Source organism: Streptomyces sp. NBC_00400 (assembly GCF_036048035.1).
GTDB lineage: Bacteria > Actinomycetota > Actinomycetes > Streptomycetales > Streptomycetaceae > Streptomyces.
In genome coordinates this window covers 5,186,503-5,204,699 of the sequence record NZ_CP107940.1, presented here as the reverse complement: position 1 = coordinate 5,204,699, position 18,197 = coordinate 5,186,503, and the positions used below count along the sequence as shown (strand labels likewise).

Genomic DNA, 18,197 nt, shown 5'->3' with positions numbered 1-18,197 from the left:
GAGCACCCTTTAGTGTCGACGTCGCGACGATACGGCCCCGTTCCGTCGTATGGCCCCGTTCTCGTTCCCCCGCCCCCGTACGCAAGCGAAAGCGGCCTCCTCCATGCCCCAGACCCTCGCGCCCCCGGCCCCGACGCCCGCCCGGGCGCCCACCCCCGGCACCTCTCCCGATCCCGAGCTGCGCGCACTGGCCGAACGCCACGGCCTCACGGTCAGCGGCGCCCGCCCCTCGCTGCCGGAGTACACCCGCCAGCTGTGGCACCGGCGGCACTTCATCACCTCGTTCGCCAGCGCCAAGCTCACCGCGATGTACACCACCGCCAAGCTCGGTCAGCTCTGGCAGGTCCTGACCCCCCTGCTCAACGCGGCCGTCTACTACTTGATCTTCGGCGTGCTGATCGGCACCAAGCGAGGCGTCCCGGACTACGTCCCGTTCCTGGTGACCGGCGTCTTCGTCTTCACCTTCCTGCAGAACTCGGTGATGGCCGGTACGCGGGCGATCTCCGGCAACCTCGGTCTGGTGCGGGCGCTGCACTTCCCGCGGGCCTGCCTGCCGATCTCGTTCTGCCTGGCACAGCTGCAGCAGCTGCTGTACTCCATGGGCGTGCTCGGGGTCATCCTGCTGTGCTTCGGACAGGTCCCGACCTGGTCGTGGCTGCTGGTCGTACCGGCACTGACGCTGCAGTTCGTCTTCAACACCGGCCTGGCGATGGTCATGGCACGGATGGGGGCGAAGACCCCGGACCTGGCGCAGCTGATGCCCTTCATCATGCGGACCTGGATGTACGCCTCCGGCGTGATGTTCAGCATCAACCTGATCCTCCAGGGCAAGCACCTCCCGCAGTTCGTGGTGGTGCTGCTGGACGGCAACCCCGCCGCGGTCTACATCGACCTGATGCGTTTCGCCCTGATCGACAGCTTCAAGGCGAACCAACTGCCGCCGCACGTCTGGGCGTTCGCGGCCGGCTGGGCCCTGCTGGCCGGCGTCGCGGGCTTTGTGTACTTCTGGAAGGCCGAGGAGCGGTACGGACGTGGCTGAGGTCAGGACGGAACAGAGGAACGGTACGGACATGGCCGAGCGCACGAACGGCACCCGCCCGGCACAGGCCGACGGGACCCGCGTCCCGACGGTGATCGCGGACGATCTGCACATCGTCTACCGCGTCTACGGCACCGGCGCGGGCAAGGGCAGCGCCACCGCGGCGCTGAACCGGATCGTGCGCCGCAAGCCCTCCACGGGGGTACGCGAGGTGCACGCGGTCAAGGGCGTCTCGTTCACCGCCTACCGCGGCGAGTCGATCGGCCTGATCGGCTCCAACGGTTCGGGCAAGTCGACGCTGCTCAAGGCGGTCGCCGGTCTGCTGCCCGCCGAGCGCGGCAAGGTCTACACCCACGGCCAGCCCTCGCTGCTGGGCGTGAACGCGGCCCTGATGAACGACCTGACCGGCGAGAAGAACGTCCTCCTGGGCGGCCTGGCCATGGGCATGAGCCGCGAACAGGTCCGCGAGCGCTACGACGGCATCGTCGACTTCTCCGGCATCAACGAGAAGGGCGACTTCATCTCGCTGCCGATGCGCACCTACTCCTCCGGCATGGCCGCCCGCCTGCGGTTCTCCATCGCCGCCGCCAAGGACCACGATGTGCTGATGATCGACGAGGCGCTGGCCACCGGCGACCGCAGCTTCCAGAAGCGCTCCGAGGCCCGCATCCGCGAACTGCGCAAGGAGGCCGGCACGGTCTTCCTCGTCAGCCACAACAACAAGTCCATCCGCGACACCTGCGACCGGACCCTGTGGCTGGAGCACGGCGAGCTGCTGATGGACGGCCCGACGGACGAGGTCATCAAGGCTTACGAGGCCCACCGCTAGGCGGTGTCCGCGTGAACGGGAACGGCCCCGGAAGCATGCGCTTCCGGGGCCGTTCGCCGTGGTACGGGCGTCAGCCGTGGTGCGGCGTCAGCTGTGGGTGCGCAGCAGCGTGCGCATCGTCCGCATGGCGACGGACAGGTTCGCCAGGTCGAACCCCTCCGAGCCGTAGATCTCCTCCAGCGTCGCCCGCGCGCGGCCGAGGATCGCCGCATTGGCCTGCTCCCAGGCCTTGAACCGCTGCTCCGGCGTCGAGGTGCCGTTGCCCTCCGACAGCACATCCGCGGTCAGCGCCGCATGAGCCGCGAAAAGGTCCTCGCGGATCGAGGCACGGGCCATCGACTGCCAGCGGTCGTTGCGCGGCAGCTCCAGGATGCGGTCGAGGAGCTGGTTGATCCGCAGCCGCTCGCCCAGGTCGTAGTAGACCTCGGCGACATCCAGCGGCTCCTTGCCCATCCGGTCCGCGACGGCGACGATGTCCAGCGCCGGGAAGACCGACGAGAAGCCGGACACCTGGACGGCCAGCGCCTCGGGCACGCCCGCGGCGGTCAGCTCCTCCAGGATCGTCTGGAACCACTCCAGGTCGCTGCCCTGCAGCAGGTTCGGCAGCTCCTTCCAGAGCCCGGCGACCCGCTCGGCGAAGAAGTCGATGGTCTTCGACAGCTCCAGCGGCTGCGGGCGGTTGTTGAGCAGCCAGCGGGTGCCGCGCTCGACCAGCCGCCGCGAGTGCAGCCGGATCCGGGTCTGGACATCGGCCGCGACGACATTGTCGAGCGCTTCGACGTCGTCCCAGACCTGGTTCAGCCCGAAGATCGCACGGGCCGCGGTGTGCGCCCGCACGACCTCCTCGAGGGAGGCCCCGGTCTCCTCCTGCATCCGGTGCAGGAAGCTCGTACCGCCGGTGTTGACGGTGTCGTTGACCAGCACCGTCGTGACGATCTCGCGGCGCAGCGCATGCCCGTCGACCTGCTCGGCGAAGCGTTCGTGGAGCGCCGAGGGGAAGTAGGCGTGCAGCAGCCGCTGGAGGTACGGGTCGTCCGGCAGCCCGGTCTGGATCAGCGCCTCGGCGACCGTGATCTTGGTGTACGCCAGGAGCACCGCGGTCTCGGGCTGGGTCAGCCCGCGCCCGGCGTTCAGCCGCTCACGGATCTGCCGGTCGGTGGGCAGGAACTCCAGCGCCCGGTCGAGGTCGCCGTCGCGCACCAGGCGGCGCATGAAGCGCTGCTGGGCGTTGAGCATGCTGGACGACTGGGCGAGGGCCAGGGCCAGTGCGGTGTTCTGCGCGTAGTTGTTGCGCAGCACCAGCGCGCCGACCTCGTCGGTCATCTCGGCCAGCAGCTTGTTGCGCTGCTTGACGGTCATATCGCCGTCGGCGACCACGGCGTTGAGCAGGATCTTGATGTTCACCTCGTGGTCGGAGGTGTCCACACCGGCGCTGTTGTCGATCGCATCGGTGTTGATCCTGCCGCCGGCCGTGGCGAACTCGATCCGGCCCAGCTGGGTCAGGCCCAGGTTGCCGCCCTCGCCGACGACCTTGACCCGCAGGTCCTCGCCGTTGACCCGGATGGCGTCGTTGGACTTGTCGCCCACATCGGCGTCGGTCTCCACCGAGGACTTCACATACGTCCCGATGCCGCCGTTCCACAGCAGGTCGACCGGCGCCTTGAGGATCGCCTGCATCAGGTCGGCGGGCGTCATCTTCTTGACCCCGGCATCGATGCCGAGAGCCGCCCGCACCTGCGCGTTGATCTGGATGGACTTGGCCGAGCGCGGGTGGATGCCGCCGCCCTGGGAAAGCAGCTCGGTGTTGTAGTCCGCCCAGGAGGAGCGGGGCAGCTCGAAGAGCCGGCGGCGTTCGGCATAGGAGGTCGCCGCGTCCGGGTTCGGGTCGATGAAGATGTGCCGGTGGTCGAAGGCGGCGACCAGCCGGATGTGCTCGCTGAGCAGCATGCCGTTGCCGAAGACGTCACCGGACATGTCGCCGACGCCGACCGCGGTGAAGTCCTCGGTCTGGGTGTCGTGGTCCAGCTCGCGGAAGTGGCGCTTGACCGACTCCCAGGCGCCGCGGGCGGTGATGCCCATGCCCTTGTGGTCGTAGCCGGCGCTGCCGCCGGAGGCGAAGGCGTCACCGAGCCAGAAGCCGTACGACTCGGCGACCTCGTTGGCGATGTCGGAGAACGTCGCGGTGCCCTTGTCGGCGGCGACGACCAGGTAGGTGTCGTCCTCGTCGTGCCGGACGACGTTCTGCGGGTGGACGACCTCGCCGCCGACGAGGTTGTCGGTGATGTCCAGCAGACCGGAGATGAAGGTCTTGTAGCTGGCGATGCCTTCGGCCAGCCAGGCGTCCCGGTCCTGTGAGGGGTCCGGGAGCTGCTTGCCGACGAAGCCGCCCTTGGCGCCGACCGGCACGATGACGGTGTTCTTGACCATCTGCGCCTTGACCAGGCCCAGGATCTCCGTACGGAAGTCCTCCCGGCGGTCCGACCAGCGCAGACCACCGCGCGCGACCTTGCCGAACCGGAGGTGGACGCCCTCGACCTTCGGGGAGTACACCCAGATCTCGTACGCCGGGCGGGGCGCCGGCAGGTCGGGGATGGCCTGCGGGTCCAGCTTCATGGACAGGTAGGCGTGCGGCCGGCCCTCGCTGTCCTTCTGGTAGTGGTTGGTGCGCAGGGTCGCCTTGATGACGGTGAGGAAGGAGCGCAGGATCCGGTCCTCGTCCAGGGAGGCGACCTGGTCGAGCGCGGCGTCCAGTTCCTCCAGCAGGGCGTCGGTCAGCTCGGTGCCGGCCCGCTGCCGGCCGGGGGACATCCGCGCCTCGAAGAGGGAGACCAGCAGCCGGGTGGTGTGGACGTTGTTGGAGAGGGTGTCCTCCATGTACGTCTGGCTGAACGTCGCACCGGCCTGCCGCAGGTACTTGGCGTAGGCCCGCAGGACCATCGCCTGGCGCCAGTTGAGGCCCGCCCGCAGCACCAGCGTGTTGAAGTTGTCGCTCTCGGCCGCGCCGGTCCACACCGCCGTGAAGGCGTCCTGGAAGCGCTCGCGGGCGTCGTCGCCCTTGACGTGCTCGGGCATCCGCAGCCCGAAGTCGTAGACCCAGGCGATGGTGGAGTCGGCGCAGCGCAGCTCGTGCGGGCGCTCGTCGACGACCTCCACGCCCAGGCGGTTCAGGCCGGGCAGCACCCGCGACAGCGAGACCGGCTCGCCCCTGCGGTAGATCTTGAAGCGGCGCTCGCCGGGGCCCGCGCCGACCGGCTCGTAGAGGCTGACGGAGAAGTCACGGCCGGGCTCACCGGTCAGCTTCTCCAGGTGCTGGAGGTCGGCGACGGCGCTGCGCGGGCTGTTGTCGGCCTTGTAGCCCTCGGGGAAGGCGTGGCCGTAGCGGCGCAGCAGCTCGGCGGCGCGCTCCTCACCGACCTCGGCGGTCAGCGCCTCGCCGAAGCCGTCGGCCCACGAGCGGGCGGCCTCCACCAGCCGGCTTTCGAGGCGGTCAGCGGCGGCGTCGGTGAGCTCGGGAAGGCTGGAGCCGGGCTCGACCCGGATGACGAAGTGCAGCCGGGAGAGGATCGACTCGGTGTTCCAGGCGGTGAAGTCGACGCTGGTGCCGCCGAGCTCTTCCTTGAGGATGTCGATCAGGCGCAGCCGCACCGCGGTGGTGTAGCGGTCGCGCGGGAGGTAGACCAGCGCGGAGTAGTAGCGGCCGTACTCGTCCTGGCGGAGGTAGAGCCGCAGCCGGCGGCGTTCTTGCAGGTAGAGGACGCTGGTGGCGATGGACCGCAGCTCGTCGACGGGCGTCTGGAACAGCTCGTCGCGCGGGTAGGTCTCCAGGATCTGCAGCAGGTCGCGGCCGTCGTGGCTGTCGGGGCTGAACCCGGCGCCCTCCAGCACCTCGGCGACCTTGCGGCGGATGACCGGGACGCGGCGCACGGACTCGGTGTACGCGGCCGAGGAGAACAGGCCCAGGAAGCGCCGCTCACCGATGACATTGCCCTCGGCGTCGAACTTCTTGACGCCGACGTAGTCGAGGTAGGAGGGGCGGTGGACGGTGGCGCGGCTGTTGGCCTTGGTCAGGATGAGCAGCTTGTGCTCACGGGCCTTGGCGCGGGCGTCCGCGGGCAGCCGGTTGAAGGACGGCGAAACGGGGTGGCCGTCGGCGCTCTCGTGGTGCGTCGGGTCGGCGCGCAGGATGCCCAGGCCCGTGCCGGGCACAGCGGTCAGCACGTCCTCGTCGACGCCGCCCTCACCGGGCACCGAGGCCAGCTCGTACTCGCGGTAGCCGAGGAAGGTGAAGTGGTCGGCGGACAGCCACCGCAGCAGCTCCTGGGCCTCCTCGATGTCCTCGCCGCGCAGATCGTCGGCGATCGGCTCGGCGGGCAGCGCATCGGCGATACGGCCGGCGGCGGCGCGCATCTTCTCCCAGTCCTCGACGGCCTCGCGGACGTCGGACAGCACCCGCAGCAGATCCGCGGTGATCTGCTTCAGGTCCTCGCGGTCGGTCTCGCGGTCCATCTCGACGTGGATCCAGGACTCGGTGACCGCGTCGTGCGGCAGCTTCGCGCCCTTGCCGTTCTTGCTGTGCGCGTCGCAGCTGGAGTCGAAGACCTCGATGAGCTTGCCGGTGACATCGCGGCGGACGATCACCTGCGGGTGGATCACGACATGGATGCCGCGGCCCTGCCGGGAGAGCTCGTTGGTGACCGAGTCGACCAGGAACGGCATGTCGTCGGTGACGACCTCGACGACGGAGTGGCTGCAGGTCCAGCCGTTCTCCTCGACCGTCGGGGTGTGCACCCGGACGTTCGCGGTGCCCTGAGGACGCATCTCCGCGAGGCGGTAGTGGGAGAGTGCGGCGCCGAAGACGTCGACCGGGTCGCGGCCGGTCAGGTCCTCGGGCGCGGTGTGCAGGTAGTAGCGCTGGAGGTATCCCGCAAGGGTGTCCGGGTCGAGCCCCCGTACCGGGTGCTTACCCCCGGCAGGGCTGCTCTCTACGACCCGGGCGGCCCTGGCGAGCAGCTCGGTTTTGGCTTCGTCCAGCTTGGTCTGCATGTCCTCTGGCTCCTGTCGCGCGCCGTTGCGTGACGTTGTGGAAGAACGTGATGGAAGCCGCACAACGCCGCCGCGACGCGAGGTGTCCTGTCGCTGTCGACGCTATGCCGCGATGAGAGAGGGCCGTGCCGTTATCGACAGTTTTTGACGAAGTCGACGGCGAATGTTGGCCGCAAAGACCAGCGACCGCCCGGTCACGGTGGTGCCCCGGGCGCACGGCAGGGGCCTCGATGCCCCCGCGGGTTATCGCGCTGATCACGGTGCAAGGCTATCGCTCCCCACACGGGTGCCGTCATGCGCCGTGTGCGTACAAATCCGCGGCCCGAACTTAGACCTTCTGGACAACGGCGCGGCGGGGCGGAATGTGCGTGGTGTCGCGCCGCCCCGCGTCCCGGGACCGCGGGAACAGGCCCCTGGGCGACCTCTAGACCGCTATCTCGCCCGCCAGCTCGACCGCCTCGGCGAGCGTGTCCACCACCGGCACCCCGGCGGCCGCCAGGCTCCCCCGGCTGTGCGATCCGCCCGTGTAGAGCACCGCACGTGCCCCCGCGTCCCGCGCGGCCACGGCATCGTCCACGGCGTCGCCGATCACCACCGTACGCGCCGGATCCACGCTCTCCATCGCCGCCAGATGCCGCACCATATGCGCGCTCTTGGTACCCCCGGACGGCCCGGTCCTGCCCTCCACCAGCACAAACCGCGACTCGATCCCGAAGTCGCGCACGATCGGCAGCAGCTCGTCGTGCCCGTACATGCTCAGAATCGACTGGCTGCGTCCGGCCGTCTGCCACCCCTCGAGGAGCATTTCCACGCCCTCGGCGAGCTCACAGCCCAGGCGATGCGTGCTGTAGTGGCGATGGAACGCCTCGTCCATCACCAGCCACTCGGTGTCCGTCGGCAGCCGTCCCATCAGCCGCTCGTAGAACCGCGGCACGGGCACGCAGTACAGGTCCCGGTACGTCTCGAGGGTGATCGGCTCCAGCCCGATCTCCGCGAAGGCGGAGTTCGTCGCCCCGATGACGGCGTCGATGTCATGGAACAGGGTGCCGTTCCAGTCCCAGACGATGTGTGTCGCGTGCTTCCCCATGTGGTCCCCCACGTCGTTCTCCGTGCGTTTCCCCCTGAAGAAAAAGTACCCGCCGCCACTGACAACGGCGCCGGATCCGCCGAGCCGGGGCCGTGGACCGGCGCCCTCAGCCGATCAGATGCGGGATCTCCTGCACCCCGAACCACATCAGATCGTGGTCCTCCGCGCCGTCCACCGTGAACTGCGCATCGTCGTCGCCCTGGTCGGCCGCGCCGAGCGCCGCGGCGGCCGCCGCGATGTCGGCCTCCGCGTCGGCGGCGTCCACATGCACCGCGGCGGCCTTCGACAACGGCACCGGCCCGGCGACCCGCACCTCGCCCAGCGCCGACTGGTCGAGCCCCCGGTCCGGATCCGCCACCGCGGCGCCGTCCGCCACGTCCACGGCCACCACCACGCGCCGCCGCGCCAGGTCCGGGTGCCCGGCGAGCAGCCGCAGCGAGGCCTGCGCGGCGCGGTTCAGCGCGGCGTACTCCAGCTCCTCGATGTCGTCCGAGACGTACCACTCGCGCAGCGCGGGCGTGACGGCATACGCGTCCAGGGGGCCGGGGCCCAGTTCGCCGTTCTTGTGCGCCTCTGCGAGACCGGAAAGGGTCAGGGGGACATAGACGCGCATGGCAGCCGCTTCCGCTCGATTCGCTCGACTCCGAAGATTGTCCCGCCAGCATACGGGCGCGAGTCCCCCATCGTGCCGCCCCGGCACCCCCCGGACCGCCCGCCCGGAGCCCGGCTTCCACCCCGCTCCCGAGGCCTCGCCGCAAGCCCCGACCACGGACGGGTGAACTCTTCGCCCCCTTCGTCCCGGTCCCTTCGCGCCTTGCTGCCGCCCCGATCGCGCCGATACGAAGTTCCCCACCAAGAAAGCTACCGCCCAGTAATTCACGGGCCCGGCACCACGGGGGCGATCAGCAGCATGACCGGCACGAACGGCACCACGGCGCACACCACACCCACCACAGCCGCCGGCAACGAGCACACGGAGCAGCCCCGGACACCCGCTCCGTCCGCTCAGTCCGCAGGCACCACACCTGCTCCGTCTGCAGGAGCCACACCTGCTCCGTCCGCCGGCAGCACGCCCGCTCCCTCTGCCGGCATCACGCCCGCCCCCTCCACCGGCAGCACGGGCGACGACGGCGGCGCTCGGCCCCGCCCCACCGGCGCACCGGGAGCGGCCCCCACGGTCCCCCGGCCCCGCCGCTCTCCCGCCGACCGCCGCCCCCTCGGCCCCGCCGGGAGCGGCCCCGGCGTGTCCGGCCGGGGCACCGGTCCGGGGCGTCGCGGCCCCGGTTCCGCAGGCCGCGGCCCCACCCGCGGCACCCCGCGCCCCGGCCGCCCCGCCGCCCTGGCCGCCGCCGCGAGCCGGCGGACCGGCACCCCGGCCCCGGCCACGCCCGTGAACGCGGCCGGCGTCCCCCTGCCCACGGCCGGGGCGCAGCGCCGGGCGCACGAGAGCCGGCCGCATCACTGGTTCGCGCATCAGCTGGTGCTCGCGCTCAGCGGGCAGCGCCCCGTCCACGCCCTGCTGGGGCATGCGCTGCCCGCCGCGTACGACCGGCTGGCGGAGCTTGCCCCGCAGGCGCCGCTGCGGCCGGTCACGGCGTCCGGCCGGCGCGGAGAGGCTCCCACCGTGCGCGACTGCGGACTGTGCCGGCCGCGCCGCGGCGTCATCGAAGCCTTTGCCCGGATCGCGGCGGACGGGCGGCTGCGGGCCCTGGCCTTCCGGCTGGAGCTGGGCGCCGACTCCCGGTGGCGCTGCGCCGCCCTCGACATCGGCCCGTCCCCGGCCGTCAGCGGCCCGGCCTTCTGACTGCCCCGCAGTCCACCTGCCCGGCAGCGGAGCTGCGTGGCACGGACCTGCCCGGCACACAGATGACGCCCCGCCCGGCAGCGGACCCGCCCGGCAGCACAAGGGCGCCCCGGCCGTTCTCCGGCCGGGGCGCCCTCGTTCTACACGGCCGCGGGGCAGCAGATGCCCGGGCCGCCTCCTCGCCTACTTCTTGCGACGACGCCCGGCGCTCTTCTGGGCCTTGCGCCGCTCGGCACGGGTCAGACCGTCCGCCTCGGAACGGGCCGGCACCGCCTCCTCGTCGCTGATGAAGTCGCCCTCGATGACACTGCCGTCGCCGTCCACCTTGGGAGCGGAGAAGTGCAGCCGGTCCGGCCGCTGCGGCGCCTCCAGGCCCTTGGCGTGGATCTCCGGACGCCCGGCACCCGCGGGCACCGCCTCCTGCTTGTCCAGCGAGGGCGGCTCCGCCGCCTCCTCCACCGGGACCTCCTCGACCTGCTGCTCGACCTGGACCTCCAGGTTGAACAGGTAGCCGACGGACTCCTCCTTGATGCCCTCCATCATCGCGGTGAACATGTCGAAGCCCTCGCGCTGGTACTCGACCAGCGGGTCCTTCTGGGCCATCGCCCGCAGGCCGATGCCCTCCTGGAGGTAGTCCATCTCGTAAAGGTGCTCACGCCACTTGCGGTCCAGGACGGACAGCACGACCCGGCGCTCCAGCTCCCGCATGATGTCCGAGCCCAACTGCTCCTCGCGGGCGGCGTACTGCTCGTGGATGTCGTCCTTGACGGCGTCGCCGATGAACTCGGCGGTGAGGCCCGCGCGGTCGCCGGCCTCGTCCTCCAGCTCCTCGACCGTCACCTTGACCGGGTAGAGCTGCTTGAACGCGCCCCACAGGCGGTCCAGGTCCCACTCCTCGGCGAAGCCCTCGACCGTCTCCGCCTGGATGTAGGCGTCGATGGTGTCCTCCATGAAGTGCGTGACCTGATCCTGCAGGTCCTCGCCCTCCAGGACGCGGCGGCGCTCGCCGTAGATGACCTCACGCTGGCGGTTCAGCACCTCGTCGTACTTCAGGACGTTCTTCCGCGTCTCGAAGTTCTGCTGCTCGACCTGCGACTGGGCGGAGGCGATCGCCCGCGTCACCATCTTGTTCTCGATCGGTACGTCGTCGGGGACGTTGGCCATCGCCATGACCCGCTCGACCATCTGCGCCTTGAACAGCCGCATCAGGTCGTCGCCCAGCGAGAGGTAGAACCGCGACTCGCCCGGGTCGCCCTGACGGCCGGAGCGACCGCGCAGCTGGTTGTCGATGCGCCGCGACTCGTGCCGCTCGGTGCCCAGGACGTAGAGCCCGCCGAGCTCCTTGACCTCCTCGAACTCCGCCTTGACCGCGGCCTCGGCGCGCTCCAGGGCGGCGGGCAGTGCGGACGCCCACTCCTCGACGTGCTCGACCGGGTCCAGGCCGCGCTGGCGCAGCTCCGCCTCGGCCAGGTCGTCGGGGTTGCCGCCGAGCTTGATGTCCGTACCACGGCCGGCCATGTTCGTGGCGACCGTCACGGCGCCCTTGCGGCCGGCCTGCGCGATGATCGGCGCCTCACGGTCGTGCTGCTTGGCGTTCAGCACCTCGTGGGCGACACCGCGCTTGTTGAGCTGCTGGGAGAGGTATTCGGACTTCTCGACCGAGGTGGTGCCGACCAGGATCGGCTGGCCCTTCCCGTGCTTCTCGACGATGTCCTCGACGACCGCGTCGAACTTCGCGGTCTCCGTGCGGTAGATCAGGTCCGCCTGGTCCATACGGACCATCGGGCGGTTCGTCGGGATCGGGACGACACCGAGCTTGTAGATCTGGTGGAACTCGGCGGCCTCGGTCATGGCCGTACCGGTCATGCCGGAGAGCTTGTCGTAGAGGCGGAAGAAGTTCTGCAGGGTGATCGTGGCGAGGGTCTGGTTCTCGTCCTTGATCTCCACCCCTTCCTTCGCCTCGATGGCCTGGTGCATGCCCTCGTTGTAGCGGCGGCCGGCGAGGATACGGCCGGTGTGCTCGTCGACGATCATGACTTCGCCGTCGATGACGACGTAGTCCTTGTCGTTCTTGAAGAGCTCCTTGGCCTTGATCGCGTTGTTGAGGTACCCGACGAGCGGGGTGTTCACCGACTCGTACAGGTTGTCGATGCCCAGCCAGTCCTCGACCTTGCTGACACCGGACTCGTGGATGCCGACGGTGCGCTTCTTCTCGTCGACGTCGTAGTCGCCGGTCTCCTCGACGCCGCGCTGCGGGTTGGCGGCCTCGCCGCGCTTCAGGCGGCGCACCAACTTGGCGAAGTCGCCGTACCACTTGGTGGCCGAGTCCGCCGGGCCGGAGATGATCAGCGGCGTACGGGCCTCGTCGACGAGGATCGAGTCGACCTCGTCGACCACCGCGAAGTTATGGCCCCGCTGGACGAGTTCGTCCTGCGACCAGGCCATGTTGTCACGCAGATAGTCGAAGCCGAACTCGTTGTTCGTGCCGTAGGTGATGTCGCAGTTGTACTGCTCACGGCGCTGGGCCGGGGTCATGTCGGCGAGGATGCAACCGACGGTCAGGCCCAGGAACTTGTGGACCCGGCCCATCATCTCGGAGTCGCGCTCGGCCAGGTAGTCGTTCACCGTGATCAGGTGGACGCCCTTGCCGGACAGCGCGTTGAGATACGTCGGGAGGGTACCGACCAGGGTCTTGCCCTCACCGGTCTTCATCTCGGCGACGTACCCCATGTGAAGGGCCGCGCCACCCATCAGCTGGACGTCGTAGGGGCGCTGGCCGAGCACCCGCCGGGCGGCCTCACGGACCGTGGCGAACGCCTCGGGCAGCAGGTCATCGAGGCTCTCGCCGTCGGCGTAGCGCTCTTTGTACTCATCCGTGAGCGCCCGCAGCTCAGCGTCGGAGAGCGCTGCGAAATCCTCCTCGATGGAGTTGACCTGGCCCGCGATGCGGTGCAGCTTGCGCAGGATCTTTCCTTCGCCTGCACGCATGATCTTCGTCAAGACGGACACTTGGGCTGGTCTCCTTGCCGGTCGGGCCTGCACGGTCGAGTGCGCGGGCGCGGCATTTTTCCAAGGGGGCAGGCCCCGCCGCAACGGCCATCGTAAAGGAGGACGCTGCCGGGCCGGGAGGTACGCCGCAGCGAACCCCGTTGCCCCCTCCCCAGCGTGAACGCACGAGGCCGCGAGAAGGTGCCGGGCAGGGGCCGGGAATCCCGCGGAAAACCCTTCGCCACGCCTTCCGCAACCTTGCAGACTCACGTCATGGAGCCCGTCACCCTCGCCACCGAACGCCTGGTGCTGCGTCCCTTCGAGCCCTCCGACGCGCCCGCGGTGCATGCCGCGTGCCAGGAGCCCGATATTCCGCGCTGGACGGGTGTCCCGTCACCGTACGGCATCGAGGACGCGGAGCATTTCGTCGGTACGGCCGTCCCCGAGGGCTGGCGCGACGACACCACCTACCACTTCGCCGTCGTCTCCCGGGCGGACGGCTCCCTGGTGGGCGCGATGGGCCTGGTACGCCTCGCCCGGCTGCACACCCCCGAACGGCAGGCCGAGCTGGGCTACTGGACCGCCAAGGAGCACCGCGGCCGGGGCTGCACCGTCGAGGCGGCCCGCGCCGTGGTGCGCTGGGGCTTCGACGACCTGGGGGTGGAGCGCATGGAGTGGCACGCGGAGGCCGGGAACGAAGGCTCCCGGGCGGTGGCCCGCAAGCTCGGCTTCCGTATGGAGGGCACGCTGCGCGCCAAGAAGGTGCACGGGGGCACCCGCCGGGACGTCTGGATCGGCTCCCTGCTCCCGTCCGACCTGCCCGGGGAGACCGGGGAGCCCGGGGAGCGCGCACCGGCCGGCCGCGCCGGCACCCGCCGCCCGGATGCGACCCCGTATCTGCCCTACCCCGGCTGACGACCTGCTGACGATGCGCGCGACCACTGTCCTGCCCCGGCCGGGCAGTGGCGTGGCGCACCGGCCCGGGGGCCCGCCGCGCCACGACGATCCCGCTCCGCCCGGGCATGGACAACGCCGCCACCAGCGGCGATTCCCGTCCCCGGGGCTGTTGTCAGTGCCCGCCCCTACGCTGTGCCGCATGACCGCCGTGACGCAGCCACCGCCTCTGCCGCAGCCTGTGACCGCCCTGTCCCGCGACGACGCCCGGCGCATGGCGCTGCGGGCCCAGGGGCTGCTGGGCGCCCCGGACCGCCGGGCCGGGGTGCGCGGGGTACTGCGGCATCTGGGCGCGGTGCAGCTGGACACGATCTCGGTGCTGGCCCGCTCCCATGAGCTGGTGCCGTACGCCCGCCTCGGCGCCGTCGGCCGCCCCGCCGTCGAGGCCGCCTACTGGACCACGGCTCCCTCCGGCGCGCCTGCGCCACGACCCCACAGCTTCGAATACTGGTCGCACGCCGCCTGCATCCTGCCCATCGAGGAGTGGCCGCACTTCGCCTTCCGCCGCCGTGCCCGGCGCGCCAAGGGCCACCGCTGGCACGTCATGGAGGACTCCGAGCGCTCCTGCGCCGCCGTCCTGGACCGGCTCAAGACCGACGGCCCGCTGACCACCTCGGAACTGGGCGGCGGCCGCAACGGCGGGGAGTGGTGGGACTGGTCCGAGACCAAGATCGCGGTGGAGTGGCTGCTGGACACCGGCGAGGTGGTCTGTACCCGGCGCCGTGCCTGGAAGCGCGTCTACGACCTCGCCGAGCGCGCCGTCCCGGACGCACTGCTCCACGACGATCTGGACGACGCCGCCTGCCTGCGCCGCCTGGTCGCCCAGGCCGGGGCCGCCATGGGGGTGGCCACGCGCGCCGATCTCGCGGACTACCACCGTCTGAAGGCCGAGCAGGTCGATGCCGTGGTCGCCGACTCCGGTCTGGTCCCGGTGGAGGTGGAGGGCTGGGGCAAGCCCGCCTGGGCCGACCCCGCCGCGCTGGCCGCCCCGCCCCGCGGCCGGCACCGCACCACCCTGCTCTCGCCCTTCGACTCCCTGATCTGGGACCGGCCGCGCACGGAGCGGATCTTCGGCTTCACGCACCGGCTGGAGGCGTACGTCCCGCGCCCCCGTCGGATTCACGGCTATTTCGCGATGCCCCTGCTGGCGGGCGGCCGGCTGGTGGGCCGGGTGGACCCGGCGCGTGAGGGCACCACCCTCGTTGCCCGCCAGGTCTCGGTGCAGGACTCCAAGGCCGTCGCCCCGATGGCCCGGGCCCTTCGGGAAGCCGCGACCTGGGTCGGCTGCGACGGGGTACGCGTGGAGCGCTGCGACGATCCGAAGCTTGCCACCGCACTGCGCGCGGAACTCACCCATACGGGCGACGAGTAGCACCGGCCAATGGGTGCGGGGGCTCGCCCGCCCCCGTTCACCCGGCGCGGCCGGGCCGCACTCACCAGGCCGACGGTCACGGCCGGCCGCCCCCGCCAGCTCACGGGCTCACGGGCTCACCGGATCTCGAGGATCTTCTCCCGCATCGCGTACACCACCGCTTCCATCCGGGAGTGCAACTGCAGCTTCTCCAGGATGTTGCGGACGTGGTTCTTCACCGTGTTCTCGGAGATGAAGAGTTCCTTGGCGATATCGCGGTTGTTCATGCCCGTGGCGACCAGCTTGAGGACCTCCAGCTCACGGTCGGTGAGCCGGGGCGCGGGCACCAGCCTGCGCTCGTCCGTACGCTGGATCATCGACTTGAACTCCGTCAGGAGCTTGGACGCCATCGACGGACTGATCTGCGACTGGCCGTCCGCCACGGCGCGGATCGCGGTCGCCACCTCGTCGGTGGAGATCTCCTTGAGGAGGTAGCCGGTGGCGCCGGCCTTGATCGCGTCGTAGAGATCGGCCTCTTCGTCGCTGATCGTCAGCATGATGATCTTCGCGCTGGGGGCCACCTCCTTGAGGGAGGTGCACGCCTCGATACCGCCGCGCCTGGGCATCCGGACATCCATCAGCACGATGTCGGGCAGCAGGTCCGCGGCCTTGTCGACCGCCTCCGCACCGTCCCCCGCCTCACCGACGACCTGGATGTCCTCTTCCTGGGCCAGCACGATCTCCAGACCCCGCCGGAAGAGCGCATGGTCGTCCACGACCAGGACCCGGATCGGCTCCTTGCGCGGCATGCTCACGGCCCGGCCGGCCTCGTCGTCACCGCCGGCACCGCTGTGGTCATCGTCCGCGGTGTCGCGCACGGGCCCGAAACTGTCCCCCATGGGTCCTCCCCGTCAACTACTCGGCCGCGAGGCCAGAGCTTGGAAATAAGGCTGGTTGACAACAGCCCCCTGCCGGCCCGATCGATGCCATACGACCGCCTCCCCGGCACGTCGCCGTCACGTGTCCACATACTCCCTGGTCGGCACAAACACTATACGGCTTCAACTCCTGCCCCCTCCGGGCACGATGGTGCCCCCGGCGTGCGCCGGGGGCACCGAGCGAGTGGGGTTCAGCCACCCAGCGCGCCGCCTGCGCCGCCGGGCTCCTCCTCCCCGAACAAATCGGGGTTCAGGTGAATGACTCCGTAGTCGTAGGCGTGCCGGCGGTAGACGACACTCGGCAGCTTGGTGTCGGCGTCGACGAAGAGGTAGAAGTCGTGCCCGACCAACTCCATTTCGTTGAGTGCCTGGTCGAGCAGCATCGGCGCGGCCGAATGAGTCTTCTCGCGGACGACCAGGGGTCCCTCGCCCTGGACGTCGATACATCCCATCTTCGTGGTCGGCACCGTCTGGCCGGCCTCGGCGGCGGCCAGTTCGCCGTTGGTGTTCAGGCTCGCGGCGTCCGGCACGCTGACGGCGACCTCACTCGCCGGGATGCGGCCGTTGCCGCGACGCGAGTAGCGCTTGTCGTGCTGCTTCCGCAGACGCGCCTCGAGCTTCGCGGTGGCCAGATCCAGTGCGGCGTACGCATCGGCCGCGGCGGCCTCGGCCCGGACCACCGGACCACGGGAGTGGAGCGTGATCTCCACCCGGTCGGAACGGTCGGCCTGCCGCGGGTTGGGCTCCTTGGACACCTCGACGTCCAGGCTGATCACCTTGGCGTCGAGCTTCTGGACTTTGTCCAGCTTCAGCTTCTCGGCCACGTGCTTACGGAACCGCTCGGGCACCTCTGTCTTGCGGCCCTTGACGACGATGTCCACGCAGAACTCCGTTCCCGGATCGCTCCGCTCATCAGGCGGAGCAATTCCTTCTTGCACCAGGCTCCGGTGGTTGCCGAAGCCTCGGACTTGGCGACTTTCACCTCCTCCTCCCCCGGCGACCGGCTCTCCACTCCCCCGATTTCAGGGTCGTCGCAAACGCCCCTGAACGCACTCATCACGACATTCGAGGCAAAACACTCGCCAAGTCCTCACAACCGAACATAGCTCTCCCGGACGGATGTCGGCACCCCCTCGGAGCCCTCGGCTCCATTTGGGTGACTTTTCCTCCTCGCCTATCTGCCACGTGGTAGTGACTCCCTCGCTTCACAACCGGTGGTGAACGCACTGCGGGGTGCCGCCACGACCGCGGCTCCGCTCACCCGGCCGGTGGCCGCCCTGACCGCCCGGGCCGCCTCGGCGAGGGTGGCTCCCGTCGTCACCAGATCGTCCACCAGCACCACTGGCCGCCCCGCCAGCAGCCTCGCGGCAGGGCCCGGCACCTCCAGTGCACCGGCGACATTCGCCAGCCGCTGGCGGGCGCTCAGTCCCGCCTGGTCGGACACCGCGCGACGCTGCCGCAGCACATCGAGCACCCGGGCCCCCACGCCCGCCCGCCGCAGTTCCCCGGCCGCCCTCAGCGCCATCCTGCGCACCGGATCATGGCCCCGCCCGGCCACCGCTCTCCGGGCCGAGGGCACGGGCACCAGCAGCTGGGGGCCGGCCTCCCTTCCCAGCCCTCGCACCGCCCCGGCCAGCACCGCCCCCAGCGGCCCGGCCAGCCGCAGGGCACCCCGCTCCTTGTGGGCCAGCAGCACCGCCCGCACCTCGTCGGCATAGGGCGCCCCCGCCCACACCCGGGGCAGCCCCGCCGGGCTCGGCCACAGGCGCACCCGCTGCGCTCCGCGTCCGTCCCGCGCAAGCCCCCGGCGACACTCCGCACACAGCTCCGTACGCGGCCGGCCACATCCCGCGCAGTCGACCGGCAGCACCAGGCCTGCCAGTTCGCGCCACACCCCCTGCATGACTCCACTGTCCCGCCGTCCAGGCCCGGTCACCACCCCTGTGGACAACCATGGCCGCGGACCTGCCGCTCCGCGGGATCTGCGGGATCTGCCGCCTGCCCGTCCGCGGGGCCCGGGCGGCTCGGGCGGCCTGGGACCTGCAGCCTGGGACCGATGGGATCAGCAGGACACCGGCCGGCGCGGCAGCCCGTCTCTCCCCCCCCCCGCACGTCCCGGCCCGGGGGTACGGCGGAGCCGCCATCGGCACCGGGCAGGCAGATG

General features: G+C 70.7%; 12 protein-coding genes. 5 read left to right on the top strand and 7 right to left on the bottom strand.

The features are described from left to right. The first annotated feature begins 103 nt into the window (after positions 1 to 103). Together OHS81_RS22810 and OHS81_RS22805 are read left to right on the top strand one after the other, a co-directional pair. On the top strand, positions 104 to 1,039 hold the full coding sequence (locus tag OHS81_RS22810; protein WP_328386528.1) for an ABC transporter permease: 936 nt from the start codon (positions 104 to 106) through the stop codon (positions 1,037 to 1,039). 31 nt (positions 1,040 to 1,070) lie between these two features. After that, the gene (locus tag OHS81_RS22805) at positions 1,071 to 1,868 is read left to right on the top strand and encodes an ABC transporter ATP-binding protein (protein WP_328386526.1); all 798 of its coding nucleotides are present in this window, start codon (positions 1,071 to 1,073) and stop codon (positions 1,866 to 1,868) included. 87 nt (positions 1,869 to 1,955) lie between these two features. On the opposite strand, the gene OHS81_RS22800 is transcribed toward OHS81_RS22805, so the two are convergent. The 3 genes from OHS81_RS22800 to OHS81_RS22790 all read right to left on the bottom strand — a co-directional run bounded on the left by OHS81_RS22800 (position 1,956) and on the right by OHS81_RS22790 (position 8,611). Beyond that, a complete protein-coding gene (locus OHS81_RS22800) occupies positions 1,956 to 6,911 on the bottom strand; it encodes an NAD-glutamate dehydrogenase (protein ID WP_328386525.1) in 4,956 nt (1,651 codons plus the stop codon). Positions 6,912 to 7,335: 424 nt separating this feature from the next. Continuing rightward, positions 7,336 to 7,998 carry an HAD family hydrolase gene (locus OHS81_RS22795; RefSeq protein ID WP_328386524.1) on the bottom strand — a complete coding sequence of 221 codons (663 nt, stop codon included), beginning with the start codon at positions 7,996 to 7,998 and terminating at the stop codon, positions 7,336 to 7,338. A gap of 106 nt (positions 7,999 to 8,104) precedes the next feature. Next, entirely contained in the window at positions 8,105 to 8,611 is a 507-nt protein-coding gene (locus tag OHS81_RS22790; protein ID WP_328386523.1) for a DUF6912 family protein, read from the bottom strand. 297 nt (positions 8,612 to 8,908) lie between these two features. On the opposite strand from OHS81_RS22790, the gene OHS81_RS22785 reads away from it, so the two are divergent. Further along, positions 8,909 to 9,802: an Rv3235 family protein gene (locus OHS81_RS22785; protein ID WP_328386522.1), complete on the top strand. Its 894-nt coding sequence runs from the start codon at positions 8,909 to 8,911 to the stop codon at positions 9,800 to 9,802. Between the two features lie 183 nt (positions 9,803 to 9,985). On the opposite strand, the gene secA is transcribed toward OHS81_RS22785, so the two are convergent. Continuing rightward, positions 9,986 to 12,811 carry a preprotein translocase subunit SecA gene (secA, locus tag OHS81_RS22780; protein WP_328386521.1) on the bottom strand — a complete coding sequence of 942 codons (2,826 nt, stop codon included), beginning with the start codon at positions 12,809 to 12,811 and terminating at the stop codon, positions 9,986 to 9,988. Positions 12,812 to 13,063: 252 nt separating this feature from the next. Here secA and OHS81_RS22775 point away from each other — a divergent pair, with 252 nt between their 5' ends. Further along, entirely contained in the window at positions 13,064 to 13,705 is a 642-nt protein-coding gene (locus tag OHS81_RS22775; protein WP_328386520.1) for a GNAT family N-acetyltransferase, read from the top strand. A gap of 181 nt (positions 13,706 to 13,886) precedes the next feature. Continuing rightward, complete coding sequence (locus OHS81_RS22770) at positions 13,887 to 15,116, top strand: winged helix-turn-helix domain-containing protein (protein ID WP_328386519.1); 1,230 nt, start codon at positions 13,887 to 13,889, stop codon at positions 15,114 to 15,116. A 116-nt stretch (positions 15,117 to 15,232) separates the two neighbouring features. On the opposite strand, the gene OHS81_RS22765 is transcribed toward OHS81_RS22770, so the two are convergent. From OHS81_RS22765 to OHS81_RS22755, 3 genes are all read right to left on the bottom strand, one after another. After that, positions 15,233 to 15,994, bottom strand: coding sequence for a response regulator transcription factor (locus OHS81_RS22765; protein WP_328386518.1), 762 nt, complete (start codon positions 15,992 to 15,994; stop codon positions 15,233 to 15,235). Between the two features lie 230 nt (positions 15,995 to 16,224). Then, positions 16,225 to 16,914: a ribosome hibernation-promoting factor, HPF/YfiA family gene (hpf, locus tag OHS81_RS22760; RefSeq protein ID WP_129296074.1), complete on the bottom strand. Its 690-nt coding sequence runs from the start codon at positions 16,912 to 16,914 to the stop codon at positions 16,225 to 16,227. Positions 16,915 to 17,207: 293 nt separating this feature from the next. Next, entirely contained in the window at positions 17,208 to 17,936 is a 729-nt protein-coding gene (locus OHS81_RS22755; RefSeq protein ID WP_328386517.1) for a ComF family protein, read from the bottom strand. Positions 17,937 to 18,197: the final 261 nt, after the last annotated feature.

Excerpts from the sequence above, each read along its gene's own strand:
- OHS81_RS22810 (WP_328386528.1), top strand. The coding sequence starts at position 104 with ATGCCCCAGACCCTCGCGCCCCCGGCCCCGACGCCCGCCCGGGCGCCC.
- OHS81_RS22805 (WP_328386526.1), top strand. The coding sequence starts at position 1,071 with ATGGCCGAGCGCACGAACGGCACCCGCCCGGCACAGGCCGACGGGACC.
- OHS81_RS22800 (WP_328386525.1), bottom strand. The coding sequence starts at position 6,911 with ATGCAGACCAAGCTGGACGAAGCCAAAACCGAGCTGCTCGCCAGGGCC.
- OHS81_RS22795 (WP_328386524.1), bottom strand. The coding sequence starts at position 7,998 with ATGGGGAAGCACGCGACACACATCGTCTGGGACTGGAACGGCACCCTG.
- OHS81_RS22790 (WP_328386523.1), bottom strand. The coding sequence starts at position 8,611 with ATGCGCGTCTATGTCCCCCTGACCCTTTCCGGTCTCGCAGAGGCGCAC.
- OHS81_RS22785 (WP_328386522.1), top strand. The coding sequence starts at position 8,909 with ATGACCGGCACGAACGGCACCACGGCGCACACCACACCCACCACAGCC.
- OHS81_RS22775 (WP_328386520.1), top strand. The coding sequence starts at position 13,064 with ATGGAGCCCGTCACCCTCGCCACCGAACGCCTGGTGCTGCGTCCCTTC.
- OHS81_RS22770 (WP_328386519.1), top strand. The coding sequence starts at position 13,887 with ATGACCGCCGTGACGCAGCCACCGCCTCTGCCGCAGCCTGTGACCGCC.
- OHS81_RS22765 (WP_328386518.1), bottom strand. The coding sequence starts at position 15,994 with ATGGGGGACAGTTTCGGGCCCGTGCGCGACACCGCGGACGATGACCAC.
- OHS81_RS22755 (WP_328386517.1), bottom strand. The coding sequence starts at position 17,936 with ATGCAGGGGGTGTGGCGCGAACTGGCAGGCCTGGTGCTGCCGGTCGAC.